Annotated in this window: 21 protein-coding genes; 4 read left to right on the top strand and 17 right to left on the bottom strand. The window is 59.0% G+C overall.

Annotated features, from left to right (window positions below; all coding sequences use genetic code 11):
* Positions 1–79 precede the first annotated feature (79 nt).
* Positions 80–2,296 (bottom strand): OsmC domain/YcaO domain-containing protein, encoded by a 2,217-nt coding sequence (locus RYH70_RS01635; RefSeq protein WP_116027403.1) that lies wholly within the window; start codon positions 2,294–2,296, stop codon positions 80–82.
* 175 nt (positions 2,297–2,471) lie between these two features.
* On the opposite strand from RYH70_RS01635, the gene RYH70_RS01630 reads away from it, so the two are divergent.
* From RYH70_RS01630 to RYH70_RS01615, 4 genes are all read left to right on the top strand, one after another.
* Positions 2,472–3,035, top strand: coding sequence for a sigma-70 family RNA polymerase sigma factor (locus RYH70_RS01630; RefSeq protein ID WP_317009690.1), 564 nt, complete (start codon positions 2,472–2,474; stop codon positions 3,033–3,035).
* Positions 3,023–3,937, top strand: coding sequence for a FecR family protein (locus tag RYH70_RS01625; RefSeq protein ID WP_022997002.1), 915 nt, complete (start codon positions 3,023–3,025; stop codon positions 3,935–3,937). Before RYH70_RS01630 ends, RYH70_RS01625 begins: the two co-directional genes overlap by 13 nt.
* 158 nt (positions 3,938–4,095) lie before the next feature.
* Positions 4,096–6,399: a TonB-dependent siderophore receptor gene (locus RYH70_RS01620; protein ID WP_317009689.1), complete on the top strand. Its 2,304-nt coding sequence runs from the start codon at positions 4,096–4,098 to the stop codon at positions 6,397–6,399.
* A complete protein-coding gene (locus RYH70_RS01615; protein ID WP_317009688.1) occupies positions 6,400–7,602 on the top strand; it encodes a PepSY-associated TM helix domain-containing protein in 1,203 nt (400 codons plus the stop codon).
* Between the two features lie 129 nt (positions 7,603–7,731).
* Here the strand turns inward: RYH70_RS01615 and RYH70_RS01610 are convergent, their stop codons facing one another.
* From RYH70_RS01610 to RYH70_RS01535, 16 genes are all read right to left on the bottom strand, one after another.
* Positions 7,732–8,367, bottom strand: coding sequence for a glutathione S-transferase family protein (locus RYH70_RS01610; protein WP_317009687.1), 636 nt, complete (start codon positions 8,365–8,367; stop codon positions 7,732–7,734).
* 12 nt (positions 8,368–8,379) lie between these two features.
* Positions 8,380–8,844 (bottom strand): GFA family protein, encoded by a 465-nt coding sequence (locus RYH70_RS01605; protein ID WP_026948394.1) that lies wholly within the window; start codon positions 8,842–8,844, stop codon positions 8,380–8,382.
* A gap of 47 nt (positions 8,845–8,891) precedes the next feature.
* The gene (locus tag RYH70_RS01600) at positions 8,892–11,219 is read right to left on the bottom strand and encodes an FdhF/YdeP family oxidoreductase (RefSeq protein WP_317009686.1); all 2,328 of its coding nucleotides are present in this window, start codon (positions 11,217–11,219) and stop codon (positions 8,892–8,894) included.
* 231 nt (positions 11,220–11,450) lie between these two features.
* A complete protein-coding gene (locus RYH70_RS01595) occupies positions 11,451–11,957 on the bottom strand; it encodes a GNAT family N-acetyltransferase (RefSeq protein ID WP_317009685.1) in 507 nt (168 codons plus the stop codon).
* 78 nt (positions 11,958–12,035) lie between these two features.
* Complete coding sequence (locus tag RYH70_RS01590) at positions 12,036–12,449, bottom strand: GFA family protein (protein ID WP_081586811.1); 414 nt, start codon at positions 12,447–12,449, stop codon at positions 12,036–12,038.
* 70 nt (positions 12,450–12,519) lie between these two features.
* On the bottom strand, positions 12,520–12,750 hold the full coding sequence (locus tag RYH70_RS01585) for a hypothetical protein (RefSeq protein WP_022997010.1): 231 nt from the start codon (positions 12,748–12,750) through the stop codon (positions 12,520–12,522).
* Positions 12,751–12,767: 17 nt separating this feature from the next.
* Positions 12,768–13,412: an Imm26 family immunity protein gene (locus RYH70_RS01580; protein ID WP_022997011.1), complete on the bottom strand. Its 645-nt coding sequence runs from the start codon at positions 13,410–13,412 to the stop codon at positions 12,768–12,770.
* Between the two features lie 33 nt (positions 13,413–13,445).
* Positions 13,446–13,940: a metal-dependent hydrolase gene (locus RYH70_RS01575; protein ID WP_317009684.1), complete on the bottom strand. Its 495-nt coding sequence runs from the start codon at positions 13,938–13,940 to the stop codon at positions 13,446–13,448.
* A 76-nt stretch (positions 13,941–14,016) separates the two neighbouring features.
* The gene (locus RYH70_RS01570) at positions 14,017–14,265 is read right to left on the bottom strand and encodes a hypothetical protein (RefSeq protein WP_317009683.1); all 249 of its coding nucleotides are present in this window, start codon (positions 14,263–14,265) and stop codon (positions 14,017–14,019) included.
* 12 nt (positions 14,266–14,277) lie between these two features.
* Positions 14,278–14,685: a VOC family protein gene (locus tag RYH70_RS01565; protein ID WP_116027407.1), complete on the bottom strand. Its 408-nt coding sequence runs from the start codon at positions 14,683–14,685 to the stop codon at positions 14,278–14,280.
* Positions 14,682–15,173 carry a helix-turn-helix transcriptional regulator gene (locus RYH70_RS01560; RefSeq protein ID WP_317009682.1) on the bottom strand — a complete coding sequence of 164 codons (492 nt, stop codon included), beginning with the start codon at positions 15,171–15,173 and terminating at the stop codon, positions 14,682–14,684. The genes RYH70_RS01565 and RYH70_RS01560 overlap by 4 nt, the downstream gene beginning before the upstream one ends.
* A gap of 36 nt (positions 15,174–15,209) precedes the next feature.
* Positions 15,210–15,626 carry an acyl-CoA thioesterase gene (locus RYH70_RS01555; RefSeq protein ID WP_317009681.1) on the bottom strand — a complete coding sequence of 139 codons (417 nt, stop codon included), beginning with the start codon at positions 15,624–15,626 and terminating at the stop codon, positions 15,210–15,212.
* A gap of 84 nt (positions 15,627–15,710) precedes the next feature.
* Positions 15,711–16,112, bottom strand: a complete 402-nt coding sequence (locus tag RYH70_RS01550; protein ID WP_317009680.1) for a hypothetical protein — start codon at positions 16,110–16,112, stop codon at positions 15,711–15,713.
* A gap of 99 nt (positions 16,113–16,211) precedes the next feature.
* The gene (locus RYH70_RS01545) at positions 16,212–16,658 is read right to left on the bottom strand and encodes a hypothetical protein (protein WP_317009679.1); all 447 of its coding nucleotides are present in this window, start codon (positions 16,656–16,658) and stop codon (positions 16,212–16,214) included.
* 9 nt (positions 16,659–16,667) lie between these two features.
* The gene (locus RYH70_RS01540; RefSeq protein ID WP_317010155.1) at positions 16,668–17,300 is read right to left on the bottom strand and encodes a penicillin-insensitive murein endopeptidase; all 633 of its coding nucleotides are present in this window, start codon (positions 17,298–17,300) and stop codon (positions 16,668–16,670) included.
* 141 nt (positions 17,301–17,441) lie between these two features.
* On the bottom strand, positions 17,442–17,978 hold the full coding sequence (locus RYH70_RS01535; RefSeq protein WP_317009678.1) for a DUF4303 domain-containing protein: 537 nt from the start codon (positions 17,976–17,978) through the stop codon (positions 17,442–17,444).
* Positions 17,979–18,026: the final 48 nt, after the last annotated feature.

Below are 18,026 nucleotides of genomic sequence, written 5' to 3'. Positions count from 1 at the left end.
GGCGCTGATGGAGTTCGACATGCCGTCAGCCAGGCATCGATTCATGGGCCAAAGGCATATTCTCCCCTTAGCCCCACACTCAGGTGGCCTGCGACAGCGCGCTCTCCCATCTGGCCGCCCGCGCCGCATGCAGTTTTTTATAGCTCTCGATCAGGCGCAGGTGTTTGTCCAGGCCATCCAGCTGCATGTTGGTGGGCGTCAAGCCAGGGAAGCGCACGGAACCATCCACGGCGCCGACCACGGTACTCATGGTGTCCTCGCCATACATACGCCGCAGGCTCACCAGGAAGTGGTCCAATTCCAGCTCCTCGTCCAGAGTGATCTCCAGCACGGCACTAACTGCTCGGTAGAACAGATTGCGCTCCACCGTATTGTCGTTGTACTGCAGGAACGCCTCCACTCGCTCCAGGGCATCCTCGTGCTGTCCCAGCGCCAGGTTGATCAGCAACTTCAGTTCCAGAACCGTGAGCTGTCCCCAGACGGTATTTTCGTCAAACTCGATGCCGATCAGGGTGATGATGTCGGTGTAGTCGTCGATCTGACTTTCTTCCAAGCGCCACACCAGATCGGCCAGTTGATCGTCATTCAGGCTATGCAGATTCAGGATATCTTCCCGATAGTCCAGGGCCTTGTTGGTGTTGTCCCAGATCAAATCGTCCACCGGGTACACCTCGGAGTAACCGGGCACCAGAATCCGGCAAACCGGCGCGCCCAGGTCTTCGTATACCGCCGTGTACACTTCATGACCCATATCTTCGAGAATCCGGAACAGGCCAGTCGCCTCTTCTTCATTGTTGTTTGAAGCACTGCCGGAAAAGTCCCATTCGTGGAAGTCGTAATCCGCCTTGGCGCTGAAGAAACGCCAGGACACCACACCAGTGGAATCGATGAAGTGCTCCACGTAATTGTTGGGCTCGGTTACCGCCAGACTGTTGAACGTGGGCGGCGGCACATCGTTGAGCCCCTCGAAACTGCGGCCTTGCAGTAATTCGGTAAGACTGCGCTCCAGTGCCACAGCCATGCTCGGATGCGCGCCGAAAGAAACGAATACGCCGCCGGTGCGTGGATTCATCAGCGCCACGCAGGCCACCGGGAATTGGCCGCCCAGGGAAGCGTCCTTGACCAGCACCGGGAAGCCCTGGGCTTCCAATGCCTCGACACCCTCCACCAGATTCGGATACTTCGCCAGTACCTCTGGCGGCACGTCCGGCAGGGCCAGCTCTTCCTCGATGATCTGCTTCTTCACCGCCCGCTCGAAGATCTCCGACAAACACTGCACCTGCGCTTCGGGCAAGGTATTGCCGGCGCTCATGCCGTTACTGAGAAACAAGTTCTCGATCAGATTGGAGGGGAACCAGACCGTCTCGCCATCCGAACGGCGCTGAAATGGCAGCGAACAAATTCCCCGCTCCACCTTGCCGGAATTGGTGTCAATCAGATTGGAGCCGCGCAGTTCACCTTCGGGGTCATAGATGGCCAGGCAGTGCTCATCCAGAATGCCTTCGGGCAGTTCGTCATCAGGCCCGGGCTGGAACCAGCGCTCGTTCGGGTAATGCACGAAGGCGCTGTTGGCGATCTCCTCACCGAAGAACTGATCATTGTAGAAAAAGTTGCAGTTCAGCCGCTCGATGAACTCCCCCAGCGCCGAGCACAACGCGCTCTCCTTGGTGGCGCCCTTGCCGTTGGTGAAGCACATCGGCGAGGCCGCGTCACGGATGTGCAGCGACCACACATGGGGCACGATATTGCGCCACGAGGCGATCTCGATCTTCATGCCCAGCGCCTCGAGGATGCCGGTCATGGTGGCGATGGTTTCCTCCAATGGGCGGTCCTTGCCCTCGATATAAGTGCGCGCCTCCCCTTCGGGCGCGCCCATCAGCAACGCCTGGGCATCCTCGTCCAGATTCTCCACTGTCTCGATCTGGAACTCCGGCCCAGTCTGTACCACCTTCTTCACCGTACAGCGGTCGATGGAGCGCAGAATACCCTGCCGGTCCTTGTCGGAGATGTCCTCCGGCAGCTCCACCTGAATACGGAAGATCTGGTTATAGCGGTTCTCCGGGTCGACGATGTTGTTCTGCGACAAGCGGATATTGTCCGTGGGGATATCCCGCGCCTTGCAGTACACCTTGACGAAGTAAGCCGCGCACAGTGCCGACGATGCCAGGAAGTAGTCGAACGGGCTCGGCGCCGAGCCGTCACCCTTGTAGCGGATCGGCTGATCCGTGACGACGGTGAAGTCGTCGAACTTGGCTTCCAGGCGAAGGTTGTCGAGGAAGTTGACCTTGATTTCCATGGAGAGAGTCCGGGTTGGAGAGTTTGGCGCGCAGGGGCATGGCTGGGCGCCATTATCCTGATTTTGCAGGGGTTCGTCTTGGCGGGCTCGAGGGTGTGCAAAAGCACGCCCGGTTGCAGCCTTTTCGCCTTTAATTGATAATCACTCTCAATTTAAAGGCACAGTATCGGAACTCATGACCGGGACAGCCACCAACCCACAGCCCTTGCCTCCTCGCTCCCAAGGCGAGATCGGCGCTTTGTATGAGGCGCATCACGGCTGGCTGACCCACTGGCTGCATCGTCGCCTGCGCTGCCCCCAGGACGCCGCGGATCTGAGTCACGACACCTTTCTGCGCCTGATTCTCGGCGATCAACCCCTGGAGGCACTACGCGAGCCGCGTGCTTATCTTCTGGTCATCGCCAGCCGCCTGCTGATCAACCGCCACCACCGCAAACAGGTGGAGGAGGAAGCCCTGCGCCAGGTCGCCACCTTGCTGGAAACCCAGGACAATCGGGGCCCGGCGGAGATCGCGGCGGCCCGGGATCTGTTGGTCAGTGTCATCAAGCTGCTGGTTGACGAGTTACCGGAAAAGCCCCGCCGCGCCTTCCTCATGGCACGCCTTGAAGGACTCAGTTACCGGCAGATCGGACGCCGGCTGTCGGTCTCCGAAAGCAGCGTCAAACAATACCTGGCCCGGGCGCTGACCCATTGCCACGCCCGGCTCTATGACAGCCTGGACCCGCCGTGTCGGACTTGAACCGTATCCGCCAGCAAGCCGCCGAATGGGTGGTGGCCTTGCAGGAGGCCGGTTCCGATGAGCGCGCGCGGCTGCAAGCCGAGTGCGAAATCTGGCAGGCGGAGGATCCTCGGCGACGCCAGGTGCTCGAGCAGATCCAGCGAATATGGCAGGCTCCCGAACCAGCCCTCGAACGACGCCGCAAACGCCGGCGTCAACTGACCGGCCTGGGCTCGCTGCTACTGCTGGCCTGGTCCGGCACCCAGCTTCCCTGGGCCTATTGGGGCGCGGACTATCGCACCGCCGCCGGCGAGATCCGCACCGTGCCCCTGCCCGACGGCAGCCAGATCGTGCTTAACAGCAACAGCGCCATGGATCTGGACTACACCGAAGGGGCCCGCACCGTGAAACTGGTGCGCGGCGAACTGCTCGCCACCGTGGCCAAGGGGCGGGATGCGCCTTTCCAGGTAGAGACGCGGGACATCAGCGCCACCGCCTTGGGCACCCAATACACGGTGAAACTGGCGGACACCTACAGCCGGGTGGCGGTGCAGGAATCCACCGTGGTCGTGACCTCCCACAACGGCGGCGGCGCCCTCCGCCTGACGTCCGGGCAACAAGCCGATCTGAACCGCGATGGATTGATCACCCAGAGTACCGCCCCCACCCATCGGCCGGATTGGGCGAACGGTCAATTGGTCTTCAACAGCACCCCCCTGCCGCGGGTGATCGAGCGCCTGGGCCACCACCGTGCCGGCATTCTAGCGCTGGACGAAGCCCTGGGCGCCAGCCAGCCCCCACCCCACTTTACCGGCGTGCTGCCCGCCGACGACAGCGACGCGGCCCTGGCGCTACTGAGCGACGCCCTGGACCTGGAGGTAAAGCACTTCACTCCCTGGTACGTGATCTTGAGCCGGAAATAAAAAATTGCCGGGAGTCATTTTTCACGTTGCTCTGCGACGACCCGAAGGGTGGCCGCCATGGACGGCGGCCATAAAGAATAGCTGTTTGAACTGCCCGATTGGCTTCCAGCTTTGTCTTCATCAGTAGAGACACCGCGAAAATAACGCTGGAGCCAATAATGATCCTGAAGACCGGAACGACATCCCCCAAGGCGCTGCTGCTGCTCGGCTTGCTGGCCCCCTTGCTGATCACTCACCCGGGCGCCGCGTGGGCCCAACAGCCGCTCTCCATCCATTTGCCCGCCCAACCACTGGATCAGGCGATCATCGAGCTGGCCCGCCAGACCGGCCTGAGCATCGGCGGTGACGCCTCCCTGCTTCAGGGCAAACAGGCTCCCGCGCTCAGCGGCGAGTACACCCCGGAAGCGGCGCTGCATGCGCTGCTGGCCGGCAGCGGCATCACCGTGACTCGCGGTGCCAGCGGCTACAAACTGGAAAGGATCCCCCAGCAGGAAAATACGCTGGAGGCGGTGTCCGTCTATGGCCGCCAGAAGAACGATACCGTGGCGGCCATCCCGCAGAGCGTAAACGTCTACACCCGGGAAAACTTCGAGCTGGCGGGGGCTCAAACCGTGGGCGAGGTAATCCGCCTTACCCCCAGTGCCAACCGCTCGGGATCAGGCCGGGATATGTTCGCCGATGACTTCCTGATCCGTGGCTTCAACGCCGAACAGTCGGTGAACGGCCTGGGCTTCCGGCAGACCGACCACCCCACCGACCTGGCCAACGTGGAGCGCCTGGAAGTACTGAAAGGACCGGCCTCGGTCCTCTACGGACAAATGGAGCCGGGCGGCACCATCAACGTGGTGACCAAACAACCGCTGTCGTACTACCAGGCGGAAGCCACGGCGGAATACGGCCGCTACGATTACCGCCGCACGACCCTGGACGTGACCGGCCCGCTCAACGACCGGGTACGGGCTCGCCTCAACCTGGCCTACCAGGACAGCGATGCCTCCATGGACTTCTGGGAGTACGAGCGCGTGTTCGTCGCCCCCAACGTCACCGTGGACCTGACGGACACCACCAACCTGACCGTCGAAGGCAGCTATTCCGGCAATGAGTGGACCGCCATTCCCGGCGGCGCGCCGGCGGAAGGCGCTTTCCTGCCCAATCCCAACGGCCACTACGCCGATGACTTCAACACCGCCTGGAAGGACAGCTTCACCGAACGGGATTCCTTCTACATCAACAGCCGCCTCACCCAGGCCATCACCGATACCATCGATGCCCGTATCAGCTATGCCTATACCCGCAATGACGCCGACTGGCAGGAATACGCGCCTTTCGGCCTGAATGCCGATGAGCGGACCCTGAACCGTATCATCTTCGCCGGAGACGATACTTATAAGAAGGATCACGAGATCATCCTCGACCTCAGCGGCGAGTTCAGCAGTGGCCCGCTTACGCACAAGTTCATTGCCGGTGTGAACTACCGGGAATCGGATGCCTCGCGCCCCACGCGCATTTATCTCGCCGATGCCATCGATCTCTACTCCCCGGTCTACGGCCCGGCCGACCTGAGCGCCGACAACCTGATCCGGGACCGGGGTTTCGATCAGAGCGACAGGATCCTGGCCGGCTTCGTGCAGGACCGCATTACCGTCGCCGACAAGTGGCACGTCCTCGCCGGGCTGCGTTACACCGACGCGGAGCAATCGCAAAAAACCATCGACTTCCTGGACAACAACAGCGTCACCCGCGCCGAGCTCGGTGAATCCGCCTGGACCACCCAGTTCGGCCTGGTCTACGACCTGACCGACACCGCCTCGCTCTATGCCAGCCGCAATGAAGCCTTCGTCCCGCAACAGGGCACCACATCGGGAAAACAGCCGCTGGATGCCGAGGAAAGTGTGCAATACGAAACCGGCGTGCGCTTCACTGCCGGGCGCCTGAACATCAATGCCGCCGGCTTCATCATCGAGAAAGACAACATCGCCATCGCCGATCCGCTCGACGACGACTTCGAGGTGGCCAGGGGCCGCGCCCGCTCCAAAGGCGCGGAACTGACCATCGACGGCTACGCCAGTGCCAACCTGTACCTGAGCGCCGGCTACGGCTACACCGATACCGAAGTGTTGCGCAGTGATGACGAAGCCCTGGAAGGCAACCGCTTTATCAACGTTCCGCTGCACACCGCCTCATTACAGGGACGCTACTTCCTTGATACCGTCACCGGCCTGAGCCTCGGCGGCACCGTCAGCTATGTGGACCAGCGCCCCGGCGACAGCGAAAACACCTTCACCCTGCCCAGCCATACCCGCGTGGACCTGGGCGCTTACTACGCCGTCACCGACGCCCTGCAACTGGACCTGCTGGTGAACAACGCCCTCGACGAGGAGATCTTTTCTCCCGGTTCCTTCGACGGCGTGATCCGCGAGGAAGGCCGTACCTGGCTGGCTCGCGTGAAGTATCTCTTTTAGATGACGGTCCGTCGGCGGTTCGTTGTCCTGCACCGCTATATCGGGCTGGTGATGTCGGGTTTCCTGATCATCGCTGGCCTGACCGGCGCTCTGCTGGTGTGGTATTACGAACTGGATGCCCTGATCAACCCTCAGTGGCTGCGGGTCGAGCCTCCGGCGACGCATAGTGAACCGCTCTCGCCTTTCGTGCTGAGGGAGAAGGTCGACGAGGCCTTTCCCACCGCCGCGGTAAACTGGATGATGCTGACGTCACCGGATGCCCACAGTCCGGTACGCTTTTTTATCGCCCCGGAACCCGGCACCGCGGCTCTCCCCATCGATGAAGTGTTCGTCGACCCGTACAGCGGCAACATACTGGGAGGCCGCCTGTGGGGTGACATTACCCAGGGCGTCACCAATCTCATGCCCTTCGTCCACCGCCTGCATCACTCACTGGCGCTGGGTACCCTCGGCACCTGGGCGTTCGGCATTGTCAGTCTGCTGTGGATCCTGGATTGCTTCATTGGTGCCTGGCTCACCTTCCCGCCTCGGCAAAGCCGTAACGGCCCACCACGCCCTCGCCGTTTCTGGAAGCGCTGGATTCCGGCTTGGAAAGTTCGCTGGCACGCTACCCCCCACAAACGCCACTTCGATCTCCATCGCGCCGGCGGCCTGTGGCCCTGGGCTCTGCTGCTGGTGTTCGCCTGGAGCAGCGTGGCCATGAACCTCCATGCGGAGATCTATCGCCCCACCACCGAGACGTTCCTGGCTTTCCAGGAAGACCCTCTCATTCACGTCCCGGTACGGGAGCTCCCCTCCCGCCATCCGCAAATCGGCTGGGAGCAGGGCTTCCGGATCGCGCGGCAAAGATTGGAAACCTTGGCGGCGGAGCGTGACTTTTCCATCGAGGCCGTGGAACGCTTCGCCTATCTCCCGGACAAGAACGCACTCAAACTGATGGCCCGCACCGGCAGAGACGTCAATCAACGCTTTGGTGAAACCTGGGTCTACGTGGACGCCACCACCGGCTCCCCGCTCGGGCACTACCTGCCAACCGGTGAAGCCTCGGGGGACACCCTCACCACCTGGCTGACCACCCTGCACATCGCCACGGTAGGCGGGCCGCCCTACCGCTTAGTGGTCACCCTGCTCGGGCTGGTGGTCGCGATGCTCAGCGTCACCGGTGTGATGATCTGGTGGAGAAAACGGAAGGCGCGGCGGTAGGGGAAAGCAGGCTCTGCATGTAATATCACAGTACCCTTCCAATGGGCTGGTCAACGCAGCCATGAAGTATCATAAAGCCCTTCATACCTCCCCATCCTGGTAAAAACAGAAAGAAGCGGGCCTTTCCCTCTAATCCACCGCAAAATGCGCCATCTGATCCGCGTGGGCCTTCACAAAGGCGGGGCGGGCCCTGGCACGGGCCACATAGTCACGGCACGCGGGGTGCTCCGTCAGACCATCAAACCGGTCGACCAGGCGCAGCACATCGGCCATGAGGATATCCGCGATGGAGAACCGGCCAGCCAGCCATTCGCGTCCGGCCAGGACGGCTTCCATATGTCGTAGCCGGGACGCGAGGAAATCATCCAGATACTGGCGGCCCGGAGTCTGTTCCTTATCGCCGGAAAACTGAAACAAGAACCAAGGCAGGCTGGCCATCTCAACGGAATTGAGCGCCGCGAACAGCCATTGAATCACCTCACTACGGGCACGCGGATCGGCGGGCATAAGAGCCTCACTGCGCTCCCCCAAATGAAGCAGAATCGCGCCGCTCTCGAAGATGGAGAGATCGCCGTCCGTCAACCACGGCACTTGCCCGAAAGGTTGGCGAGAGAAATGATCGGCACCGCGATCATGAAAAGGCACACTCTCTACCCGATAAGGCAGGCCCGCCTCTTCCATCGCCCAGCGTGCCCGCAGGTCACGCACATAGCCCCGTGGCAGTTCGGGAACCCAGTCGTAAGTCGTCAGGACCAAATCCGCCATACTCCCCTCCCATCAAGCCCTTACCTGGTTTTCCTTGGCATACTCACTGATCAGCTCTCCATAAGCCTCGAAAGGCGGAAACTGCTCGAAACTGTGTTTGGCGGGGGTCGATGCCCAAGGCAGCTTTTCGCTGGTAAACGTCTCGATGAAAGGCTTACTCCAAACAGGTTGATCGAGTATTCCCGGGCGAATGTTCACAAACTCCTCGACCCCCTCGGGCCGGGTAAACATCCAGCTCATGCAATGCGGGCAAAAATAATGGCGGGATGCGCCGTGTAGCCCTCCGATCACCGGCTCGCCTTTTATCACCGAGAAACCCGGGCTGGGGATGGCGGCACTTAACGAATAGGCGCCGGCACTCATCTTCTGACATCCCGTACAGTGGCAGGCCATGGTAAGCAGCGGCTGAGCTTCGATGCGCACTCTGACCTGACCGCATCGGCAGCTACCCTCAATCGGCAACGCCTTTTCCGTCATACTCCTCTCCTGCTAATTTCCTGTGATACCCGCCCTTGAACCGCCTCTCAGGCGATACGCTTCGGGGCTCTGCTTTTCTCCAGGCGGATGGCGATCAGCTTGGAGGTCGGTGTAAAGCTGCCGTCGCCATAGCTGTCCATGGGCACCAGCGGATTGGTTTCCGGGTAATAGGCGGCGGCCTGGCCGGCGGGGACATCGTACTCCAGCAGCGTGAAATCGCTGACCCGCCGTTCCTCGCTGTCACGCCATAGAGAAACAACATCGACCTTGTCGCCATGCTGGAATCCCAGACGTTCGAGATCGGCACGATTGATGAACACCACCTTGCGGCCGCCGTGCACGCCCCGGTAACGGTCATGCAGGCCGTAGATGGTGGTGTTGTACTGGTCATGGGAGCGCAGCGTCTGCAGCACCAGATCCGGTTTGGCGCCAGAAGCCAGTGTCTCCGCATCCACCAGGGTGGCCGGTAGTGCGTGGCTGACCAATTGGGCACGGCCGGATTCCGTGTGCCATTGGCGGTCGCGGGCGGGATTGCCCAGGTAGAAGCCGCCCGGCGTCTTGAGCCGCGCGTTGAAGTCGTCAAAACCGGGAATGGTGTCCTGGATAAGATCGCGAATACGGTCGTAGTTCTCCACCAGGGCGCTCCAATCCACCGGCGTTTTGCCCAGAGTGGCTTCGGCGATACCGGCGATGATCGCCGGCTCGGACCGCATCTGCTTCGACAAAGGCCGCAGCTGCCCATGGGACAGGTGCACCATGCTGAACGAGTCCTCCACGGTGACGCCCTGCGGGCCGTCCGCTTGCTCATCAATGTCGGTGCGCCCCAGGCATGGCAGGATCAACGCCTCGTTGCCGCATATCAGATGACTGCGGTTGAGCTTGGTACTGATCTGGACGGTCAGTTCGCAGCTCCCCAGCGCCTCATGCGTGCGCGCCGTATCCGGCGTGGCCTGGGCGAAATTGCCGCCCAGCGCCAGAAACACCTTGATCTTGCCCGCCGCCATCGCCTGCAGCGTGGTGATCACGTTGTATCCGGGCTCACGCGGCGGAGTAAAACCGAACCGTTTTTCCAGAGCATCGAGCAAGGCCGCCGGTGGTTCGTCGGCAATGCCCACGGTACGATCCCCTTGCACATTGGAATGGCCGCGCACCGGACATAAGCCGGCACCCTCGCCGAACTGGCCGCGTAGCAATTGCAGGTTGGCGATTTCCTGGACGGTGGCCACTGAATGCTTGTGCTGGGTAATGCCCATGGCCCAGCAGATAATCACCCTTTTACTGTCGCGATGAATGCGCGCGGCCTGTTCCAGAACGTCGCGGCTGATCCCTGATTGGGCCTCGATCCGTTCCCAGCTGGTGGCATCCACCATCGCCAGGTACTGCTCCACGCCATCGGTGTGTTGGGCAATGAAGTCATGATCGAACACCGCTTCGCCGCCGCTGGCCAGGGCTTCCCGGTCCCACTGCAGCAACCACTTCACCATGCCTCGCACCGCCGCCATGTCACCGCCCAGAGCCGGGCGGAAGTACGCGGTGTTCAGTGGTGAAGAGGTCTGAGTCAGCATTTCCAGCGGATCCTGGGGCGCCTGGAACCGCTCCAGCCCCCGCTCTTTCAGCGGGTTGAACACCGCCACCTGGGCACCACGTTTCACCGCATCGCGGATCGGCTCGAGCATACGCGGATGATTGGTGCCCGGGTTCTGACCAAACAGGAACAACGCGTCGGCTTTGTCGAAATCAGCGAAGGTGACGGTGCCCTTGCCAGTGCCAATGCTTTCGATCAGGGCCACGCCGCTGGCCTCGTGGCACATATTCGAGCAATCCGGGAAGTTATTGGTACCAAACGCACGTACGAACAACTGGTACAAATAGGCCGCCTCGTTACTGGCACGCCCGGAGGTATAGAAGCTGGCCTGGTTGGGGCTTGCCAGACCATTGAGATGGCGCGCGATCAACGCGAAGGCGTCCTCCCAATCAATCGGCTTGTAGTGGTCGGTCCGCCGGTCATACACCATCGGCTCGGTGATCCGGCCCTGGAACTCCAGCCAGTAGTCATCCTGTTGCAACAATTCGGTAACGCTGTATTTCTCGAAAAAGGCGGCGTCCACGCGACGGCTGGTGGCTTCCCAGTTAACCGCCTTGGCACCGTTCTCGCAGAAGTTGATCATGCCGCTTTCGGGGGATTCGCCCCAGGCGCAGCCCGGACAATCGAAACCGTTGCTCTGGTTGGTCTTGACCATGGCATAGAGGTTCTTGAACGGCTGCTTGCTCTCGAACCAATGGTCGGTGACGGCGCGCAGGGCGCCCCAGCCAGCGGCCGGGCCCTTGTACGGCTTGAAGCGCAGACGGTCGTCGGGGGGAAGAGTGTCGCTCATGGTGCGTCTCCGATGTCCGGACGGGCTCAGGGGCTCCGCGAAGGAGCTGATGGTCCACACTGTAGCGTCACCGCGGAGAGGAAGCGGCGGCAAGACGAGGTTCAGGATAGGACGATTTTGACGATGGGGCAAAGTGGAGAAAGGAAGAGCCTGGCCGCCCTCTCCCCCAGGCATTCAGTCAGTTCCCGGGAGGCCCCATGGAGCAGAGAGTCAATCCCCCTTATTGAGCGGTTAGCCCTGGGCATTGAAAGCCGCATGATAGGCAACCACCCCACGCGGCAACGATGGCCCCAATGGCAGCACCTGAAAGTACTCAGCGGGAACGTCAGGCAGAATCAGGCCCGCCTCCGGCTTGAAGCCAAAACGGGAGTAGTAAGCCGGATCCCCGAGGAGCACACAGCCCGCCGCATCAATCTCCTTCAGCGCATTCAACGCCGCCTTCATAAGCGCACTGCCAATACCGCGTCCCTGGCGCTCCGGGCTAACCGAGATGGGACCCAGCCCATACCAACCCGACGCGCCATCCGAAATTGAAACCGGTGATAGCGACACCTGGCCGATCACCCTGCCCATCTCCACCGCCACCAACGATACGGTGAGAACGCCCGCCTCTCGCAAGGCGTCAACGATGAACTGCTCGGTATGATCCGTGTGCGGCGCATTCAGGAACGCGGCCGCCGTTACATCATGGATGGCCGCAATGTCGGACGCGGCTTCCGCTCGAATTTCGAAGTTCATTCAGAGATCCAGGTTCACCTTTGCCCAAACAACGCTTGATAGAACCTACAGTATAGCGCCCGAACACACCGGCACGAGCTAGATCTTTTTCCTGTCCGCAGGGTGATTGACACCGTCATTCGTTGGCACACCCTCTATCTTCAACGGGTTAATGCCTTCCAGACAGGCAACATTGAAACCATACTGTGAGGGATTGGAGCGTCTTTGATGGTGAGTATAAATCCCGCAACGACCGCAAAAGAAATGCTTCGCCGTCATCGTGTTGAACTGATACAGCCTGAGAACATCGTCGCCTTTCAATATCCGGATACCAGACAGGGGCACCGAGGCCACTATCGCTCCCCTTCGTCGACATAGAGAGCAATCACACCTACGCACTTCAACCAGCCCGTCGGGGAGATCAAATTCAATCTCCACCGCTCCACAATGGCATGTCGCCTTGTGTTTTGGCCGAATCGGCACACCGTCCACTTCATGGAGGTTATCCATCATAGCTCAATCCTTACACCCCACTTTAGACAGCGATCAAATAGCCCGCCGGCAAAAGGCGGGCCTGTCCCTCTTATTTACCGGGACGCTCCATCGGCCAGATAGTCAGCCCCAAGAGGACCAACCCTCCCACAAAAACACCTTGTAACGCCGCGACCACAGGAACCATAAAAACCATAAGCACGGTATGCAAGGAGGCCTCAAGTCTCACAAACGTCCACAGAAGAATAAACGGCACAAAGGTGACCGTCATGCCGACAAACCAGCCTCGCCAAATCGACTTGAAAAGATAGCCTTTATCCATAAGACACCACTCGCGATCTATTCATAAAGCCTGGAAAGATCAGCGCCATGCTCCAGCGCCAGCTGATAATAGCCCTTCCCCAGGTCCACTCCGACCATGGCGGCGACATCATGTAAAACCGAACCTTCGGAGAACCTCAGATCCGAACGTTCCAAGAAGCTCGCTGGCATGAAGTAGTCCTTACGGACAAGGTCATCCCGGCCCATGTAGTGCAGAGCGTTGACGACTGCCTGAGAGTTAGTGGCATGGACGGTTTTCCTTATGTCGATACCTTTTTCTATGGGAATGCTGATTTCTCCGTATTCGAAGTAAAATCTCTCGGCATTGGTGATAACCATGGGAAATTCCACCGTCTTGGGATTGACTTCCCGATGATCCAAGTACCGCCAAGCGGGCTTGTAGAGTTTCTTATAAAACGAGCTCTTGAAAATGTAGAGCCCTGGGATCAGAACCTTCAGATGCGCCAGATCCCTCGAGTCGATACGGCTGTATATCCCCTCGTAGACCTGTATGACGTAACAGTCCTGAACGAAGTTGAAATTGCCGTAATTTCCTTCCTTGGCCTTTCTCTGCTCCGGATCAAACGTTATCCGCCCGACAATGAACTTGCCTCCGGCGAGTTCCAGACCAAAATAATCACCTACACGCAGCTTTTTACTCATGGCTCCACAACATCCCGGTCATACCCTTCCTTTTTATTTCCAATCAGAACGCCATACAAGCAATGCCCAGACAGCAATAGCGATTTCCAGCGCGAACGACCAATGCAGAACAAGGTTCAGCCACCAGGGTTGGTAAACAGCCGGGACCGTGAAAAGCGCATAGGGCTTGTCGATAAACGGCGCCAACCACCAGATATCGCCCACTATAGTGTCCAGCAACATATGGATAAAGCCGCTGATGAAAAAGATAAGCGCCAGGGCCGCGCCGGCTTTCTGGCGGGCCAGCTTGAACCACAGGTCAGCCAATAAAAGCAACGAGATCCACAGAATAGGATAGTGCGGCCAATAGGTGTGATGATGGCTTTGCCGGTTATCCACCAGATAGAAGTAGAACATGTCCAGGTCCGGAGCGATGGAGCCCAGAATACCCGCCAGAACAAAAGCTGTGGTGGCCACCCCCGTATCCGCGAATCGTCTGAAGAGCAACTTCGCTGACACATAACCCGCCGGCAAATGACCGATGAACATCTGGACCTCAACATTACGTAGCCCCGAACGATCTTACCGGCAACGGACAGCCGTGCAACGTCGCACCCGGACAAATTCACGCCTCACTGCCGCGCTCGCGCCATTTATGAGTATAAGGAAGCGCGAACAGGTACAACCCGGTGAGCAACATCAAGGCAAGCGGGAGTAACGGGGAGTAGGTAATCCAGGCCGGCGGCTCACCCCGCGCCATGGCGACAAAGTTGGCAACGACAGTCAGCGTGAAGAGGATGGAAAGCCAGCGATGGCATTGCCGGATCCTTCTACTGAATGAAGAGCTTCGCGGAGTATTTGGTAAAGTGCTCATGCTTGTCCCTCCTCAACCCCGCGTCTGTATCATCTTCCAGCCATTGCCCGACGGATCACGAAATCCGGCGTCCACGGTGCCGTAGCGGTCCACAGGCTCCTGCGTGAACTCCACGCCCAGGGCACGCATCCGCTCATAGGCGGCACGGCAATCGTCCACCTCCAGTACCAGGGCCGGCATCGCGCCTTTGGCCACCATCGCGTGCAGCGCCTGCGCCGTTGCCTCATCGTGTACCGGCGGCCCCGGCAAGAGCAGCCCAAGCTGGAACGACGGCTGATCCGGGTGCCGCACGGTGAGCCAGCGATAATCACCATTGCGCACATCGGTGTGGACCTGAAATCCGAGCTTATCGACATAGAAAGCGAGCGCCTCATCCTGGTCTCGCACATATATGCCGGCTACCTGAACACCTTGAGTCATAGGACCTCCTTTGGTTGGGCCCCTTTTTTACCGTCAGCCGGACGGCGCCGCTTCTCCAAAACTGCGGTTCTGAGATCGGGCCGGTGGGCGGCTCCCAGGATGCAGGCGGGCACACTCTCGAGCCCGCGCCGAGCAGCCCTTTCCTGAACCCGAACCTCCCCAGGGCTCTTACCCGTGATATCGCGAAAGGTACGCCCGAACGTCCCCAGACTCCTCCAGCCAGTGCGGAAGGCGATATCGGTGATAGGCAGGTCGGTGTCCCGCAACAGCGCCGTCGCGCGCTCAATGCGCCGTGTCAGCAGGTAACGGTGCGGCGGAACGCCGAAGGCCTCCTTGAAGGATCTGGCAAAATGGGCCTCGGAGACACAACTCACACTCGCCAGACGGGAAACAGGCCAATCCTCGTTCGAGGCCGCATCCATCCGATCCTTGGCACGCAGCAGGCGGCGTAGCAGTTCAGGATTCTGGATGGCGGTGTTTCTATTCATATTCGCTCCATCCACGAAGCAAAGCGCTTGGGTTCCCTACCTATCAATCAAGTCCCGCTCCAAGGCCATTCGCAACTCGTCAGGCAGCGGAACCGGGCGCTTGGTGTCAGGCGATACACAGACCTGCGTCAGGGAAGCACGGAAGGTCTCGGTCTGCTCGGTGTTCTGCGCGACGAACAGCAACGAGAAAGAATGGGCGCCGATCTCCTTGATCGACACCTCTATGTCGATCTTCTGATCCCAGGTCATCGGATGCAAGAACTCGATGGACAGCGCCCGGGCGGGAGGAAGAACACCCATTGAGAAGATGCGCCGCGCCGCGGGGCCTCCAAGCAGGGACGACAAGAACTCCAGCCCGGCTTCAACCACGAAATGGCTGATCCTGGGTGTGTAGACGACCCCGCCGGGATCGCAGTCTCCAAAGAGAATGGTGCGGTTGATTGTTAACGGCATGGCTGGCCCTGCGTGGAGTATTGGGTAATGGTATCTGGCAAGGCAAAACCAAGGCCTGCCCCGCACATACTCGTAAATGATTGGCTAGAGCTCAACCTCGACATCCACGAACCCGGCGGCCTGAAGGACATCCATGACTTTGCCAACAATAGGATCCTGGGGAGTAGTCTTGTTTTTGCCGAGAACTTTCTGTATCAACGTGCGGTCCCGCTCAAGCATCACATGCCACTCACCGTAGTTGAGATGACCAGAGTCCTCCTCCGAGTTGCCCGCCACACACATGAGGTAGGAAATACCCTGGTACTCGGCCCGGTTGGCCCAGCCAAAGTCTTCCATACAGATAACCTCCGCATCAACACCAGCCTCAGATAGCGCCACTACGAGCCATCTTGAGAAGTCCTCACCAAAACAGCAGTCGTTAATGAAATCTGATCCGACAACAGACAGATTGAAGCGATCTGTTTTACAGGTGATATCTACAATCACGAAGCCCCCAATAAACCCCAACGCAGCGGTACAAAGTACCTTTCGAATTAAGCCTTACTTTTTTCCGTGGAACCAGGACTGGAGGAGTTAAGGGCCTTGCTAAAACTGATGACTCTCCATCGCCCGCATGAACTCTTTCAAATCTCCAGCATCCGGTGATGCTTCATGACCGATGTAGCCCAGCTCCGAACCAAGGTGTTTTTTCAGCTTTATCAACAGCTTTTGAGCAAAGGCATCATCACTAGCGTCAGTGGACAGGCCATAGATTACGTGGCCATCCTTGAGGTAGAAAACCATTCCATACTCTGGCTTTCCCTGATTTACAGCTCTCCAATATACGGCGTACTCCGCACTCCGGTTTGAACTGCAATACTTCACCAGCTCCTCTGCCTTCGAATATACGATATCAGGGGAGGTTGAGAACTGTGGTACTTCATATTCGTCAGCGCTTTCTTCTCTTTCTGGGAGGAAGCCATTCAGGAAGTTTTCCACTGTCTTTTCATCTCTTTTATCGGAGATGACATATATATCCGAGTACTCTGGCATATGGTTGCCTTAACGCATTTGTTCGCAGGGCAAGTCAAAGTCGACATGGTAATGCTCATCGTGGCGCACCCAGGACCGCCTGGTGGAAAACTGTATGTTGCCACGCAAGTACTCCGCGTACTTGGTCTTACGAAGGTTCGGCTGTAACTCAGGGTCGAAGATGACCCGCCACACCCCATAGCCCCGCGACGTCGCTTGCCGATGCAATGCCACGATATGAGCGGCCATGGCCTCATAGTCAATTCGCAAGCCGTCGTAGGTGCTATTGCTATCAAACTCGATGTCATAGCCGAATCGGTTAAGCGGGCTGGTCGGCAAATGAACGGATTGCCCCTCGGAATCCACGACCGGAACCATGAAATCCACCGACAGCCCGTTCATGTGAGTCTTATGAGGCTCGAACCGGCCACCCTCCTTGAATCCGGTCTCCGCGTACTTGTAGACCTTCTCCGGTTGCTCTTTCTCCAGATCCTTGTAAGCGGACACCACAATGTCTCTTACTCCGGAATGGACATAGGTTCGTCCCGCGGAATGAGCCATAGTGCTGTAGCTTTCAAAATTGTTACCGCTCAATGGCAACTGGACACCATCAGCGAGACTCCCCTTTGACGTCGTTCCATAGCAGGTGCTTTCCTTTGCCATCGCCAATACAGGAAGAAGTAGAAAAACAGCTGTAATCCTTCGCATGGGCATCCTCTGCACTAACGCCAATAACTCTCACCATCGTGCAAACAGGGAAAAGGCACAACCCGACGCGCAGTTCTATCCCCGTTCATGCAATAGTCAGGAGGAGCCTGTTCGGTAGGCCTCCAGGCATAGCGCCTCTGCAAGCCGGTCCGCCACGGCTGGGGCATTAAGACGCTCGATGGCCTGCATCTCAAGTCTCTCCATGTGCTCGGAGGGATCGGTACTACCCACATCAAGCAGTGTGGTCGCCGCAAAGACGCCATCCTTTCGACAGTCAATGAGTGCCCGCACAAGCAACTCGAACCTCTGGTCCCGAGCCGCGCCCCAATCCTGTGAATTGGCGTACGCCATATCCGTCAATTCGCGGAATCTATTGCTTATTGAGACGAACGCCTCATCATCCCCCGCTTGCTCCCAATCAGTGAAGACGAAGCCAATTTCGGGATAGTCCACCTTATTTGATTCAACCCAGGACTCGCTGGCAGCAATGTGATAAACCCCACGCACGTCATCGTCAGTGCCCAGAGCAAACCCGAATAACGGATCATCGCCCAGCGACGCGTCCAGCTGCTTCTTTACTGCACGAATGGCTTCATAAATTTCGCGCTGCAACTCTGCAATATCCGCCATCATCGATTTCGCCTACTCAGAACTTACTCTCCCAACACCGGCAGCACGCTC

It is taken from the genome of Alloalcanivorax xenomutans (assembly GCF_032810065.1).
Lineage (GTDB): Bacteria > Pseudomonadota > Gammaproteobacteria > Pseudomonadales > Alcanivoracaceae > Alloalcanivorax > Alloalcanivorax xenomutans.
This window is presented reverse-complemented; position numbering and strand designations above follow the sequence as displayed.

Excerpts from the sequence above, each read along its gene's own strand:
- RYH70_RS01635 (WP_116027403.1), bottom strand. The coding sequence starts at position 2,296 with ATGGAAATCAAGGTCAACTTCCTCGACAACCTTCGCCTGGAAGCCAAG.
- RYH70_RS01630 (WP_317009690.1), top strand. The coding sequence starts at position 2,472 with ATGACCGGGACAGCCACCAACCCACAGCCCTTGCCTCCTCGCTCCCAA.
- RYH70_RS01620 (WP_317009689.1), top strand. The coding sequence starts at position 4,096 with ATGATCCTGAAGACCGGAACGACATCCCCCAAGGCGCTGCTGCTGCTC.
- RYH70_RS01615 (WP_317009688.1), top strand. The coding sequence starts at position 6,400 with ATGACGGTCCGTCGGCGGTTCGTTGTCCTGCACCGCTATATCGGGCTG.
- RYH70_RS01610 (WP_317009687.1), bottom strand. The coding sequence starts at position 8,367 with ATGGCGGATTTGGTCCTGACGACTTACGACTGGGTTCCCGAACTGCCA.
- RYH70_RS01605 (WP_026948394.1), bottom strand. The coding sequence starts at position 8,844 with ATGACGGAAAAGGCGTTGCCGATTGAGGGTAGCTGCCGATGCGGTCAG.
- RYH70_RS01600 (WP_317009686.1), bottom strand. The coding sequence starts at position 11,219 with ATGAGCGACACTCTTCCCCCCGACGACCGTCTGCGCTTCAAGCCGTAC.
- RYH70_RS01595 (WP_317009685.1), bottom strand. The coding sequence starts at position 11,957 with ATGAACTTCGAAATTCGAGCGGAAGCCGCGTCCGACATTGCGGCCATC.
- RYH70_RS01590 (WP_081586811.1), bottom strand. The coding sequence starts at position 12,449 with ATGATGGATAACCTCCATGAAGTGGACGGTGTGCCGATTCGGCCAAAA.
- RYH70_RS01585 (WP_022997010.1), bottom strand. The coding sequence starts at position 12,750 with ATGGATAAAGGCTATCTTTTCAAGTCGATTTGGCGAGGCTGGTTTGTC.
- RYH70_RS01580 (WP_022997011.1), bottom strand. The coding sequence starts at position 13,412 with ATGAGTAAAAAGCTGCGTGTAGGTGATTATTTTGGTCTGGAACTCGCC.
- RYH70_RS01575 (WP_317009684.1), bottom strand. The coding sequence starts at position 13,940 with ATGTTCATCGGTCATTTGCCGGCGGGTTATGTGTCAGCGAAGTTGCTC.
- RYH70_RS01570 (WP_317009683.1), bottom strand. The coding sequence starts at position 14,265 with ATGAGCACTTTACCAAATACTCCGCGAAGCTCTTCATTCAGTAGAAGG.
- RYH70_RS01565 (WP_116027407.1), bottom strand. The coding sequence starts at position 14,685 with ATGACTCAAGGTGTTCAGGTAGCCGGCATATATGTGCGAGACCAGGAT.
- RYH70_RS01560 (WP_317009682.1), bottom strand. The coding sequence starts at position 15,173 with ATGAATAGAAACACCGCCATCCAGAATCCTGAACTGCTACGCCGCCTG.
- RYH70_RS01555 (WP_317009681.1), bottom strand. The coding sequence starts at position 15,626 with ATGCCGTTAACAATCAACCGCACCATTCTCTTTGGAGACTGCGATCCC.
- RYH70_RS01545 (WP_317009679.1), bottom strand. The coding sequence starts at position 16,658 with ATGCCAGAGTACTCGGATATATATGTCATCTCCGATAAAAGAGATGAA.
- RYH70_RS01540 (WP_317010155.1), bottom strand. The coding sequence starts at position 17,300 with ATGGCAAAGGAAAGCACCTGCTATGGAACGACGTCAAAGGGGAGTCTC.
- RYH70_RS01535 (WP_317009678.1), bottom strand. The coding sequence starts at position 17,978 with ATGATGGCGGATATTGCAGAGTTGCAGCGCGAAATTTATGAAGCCATT.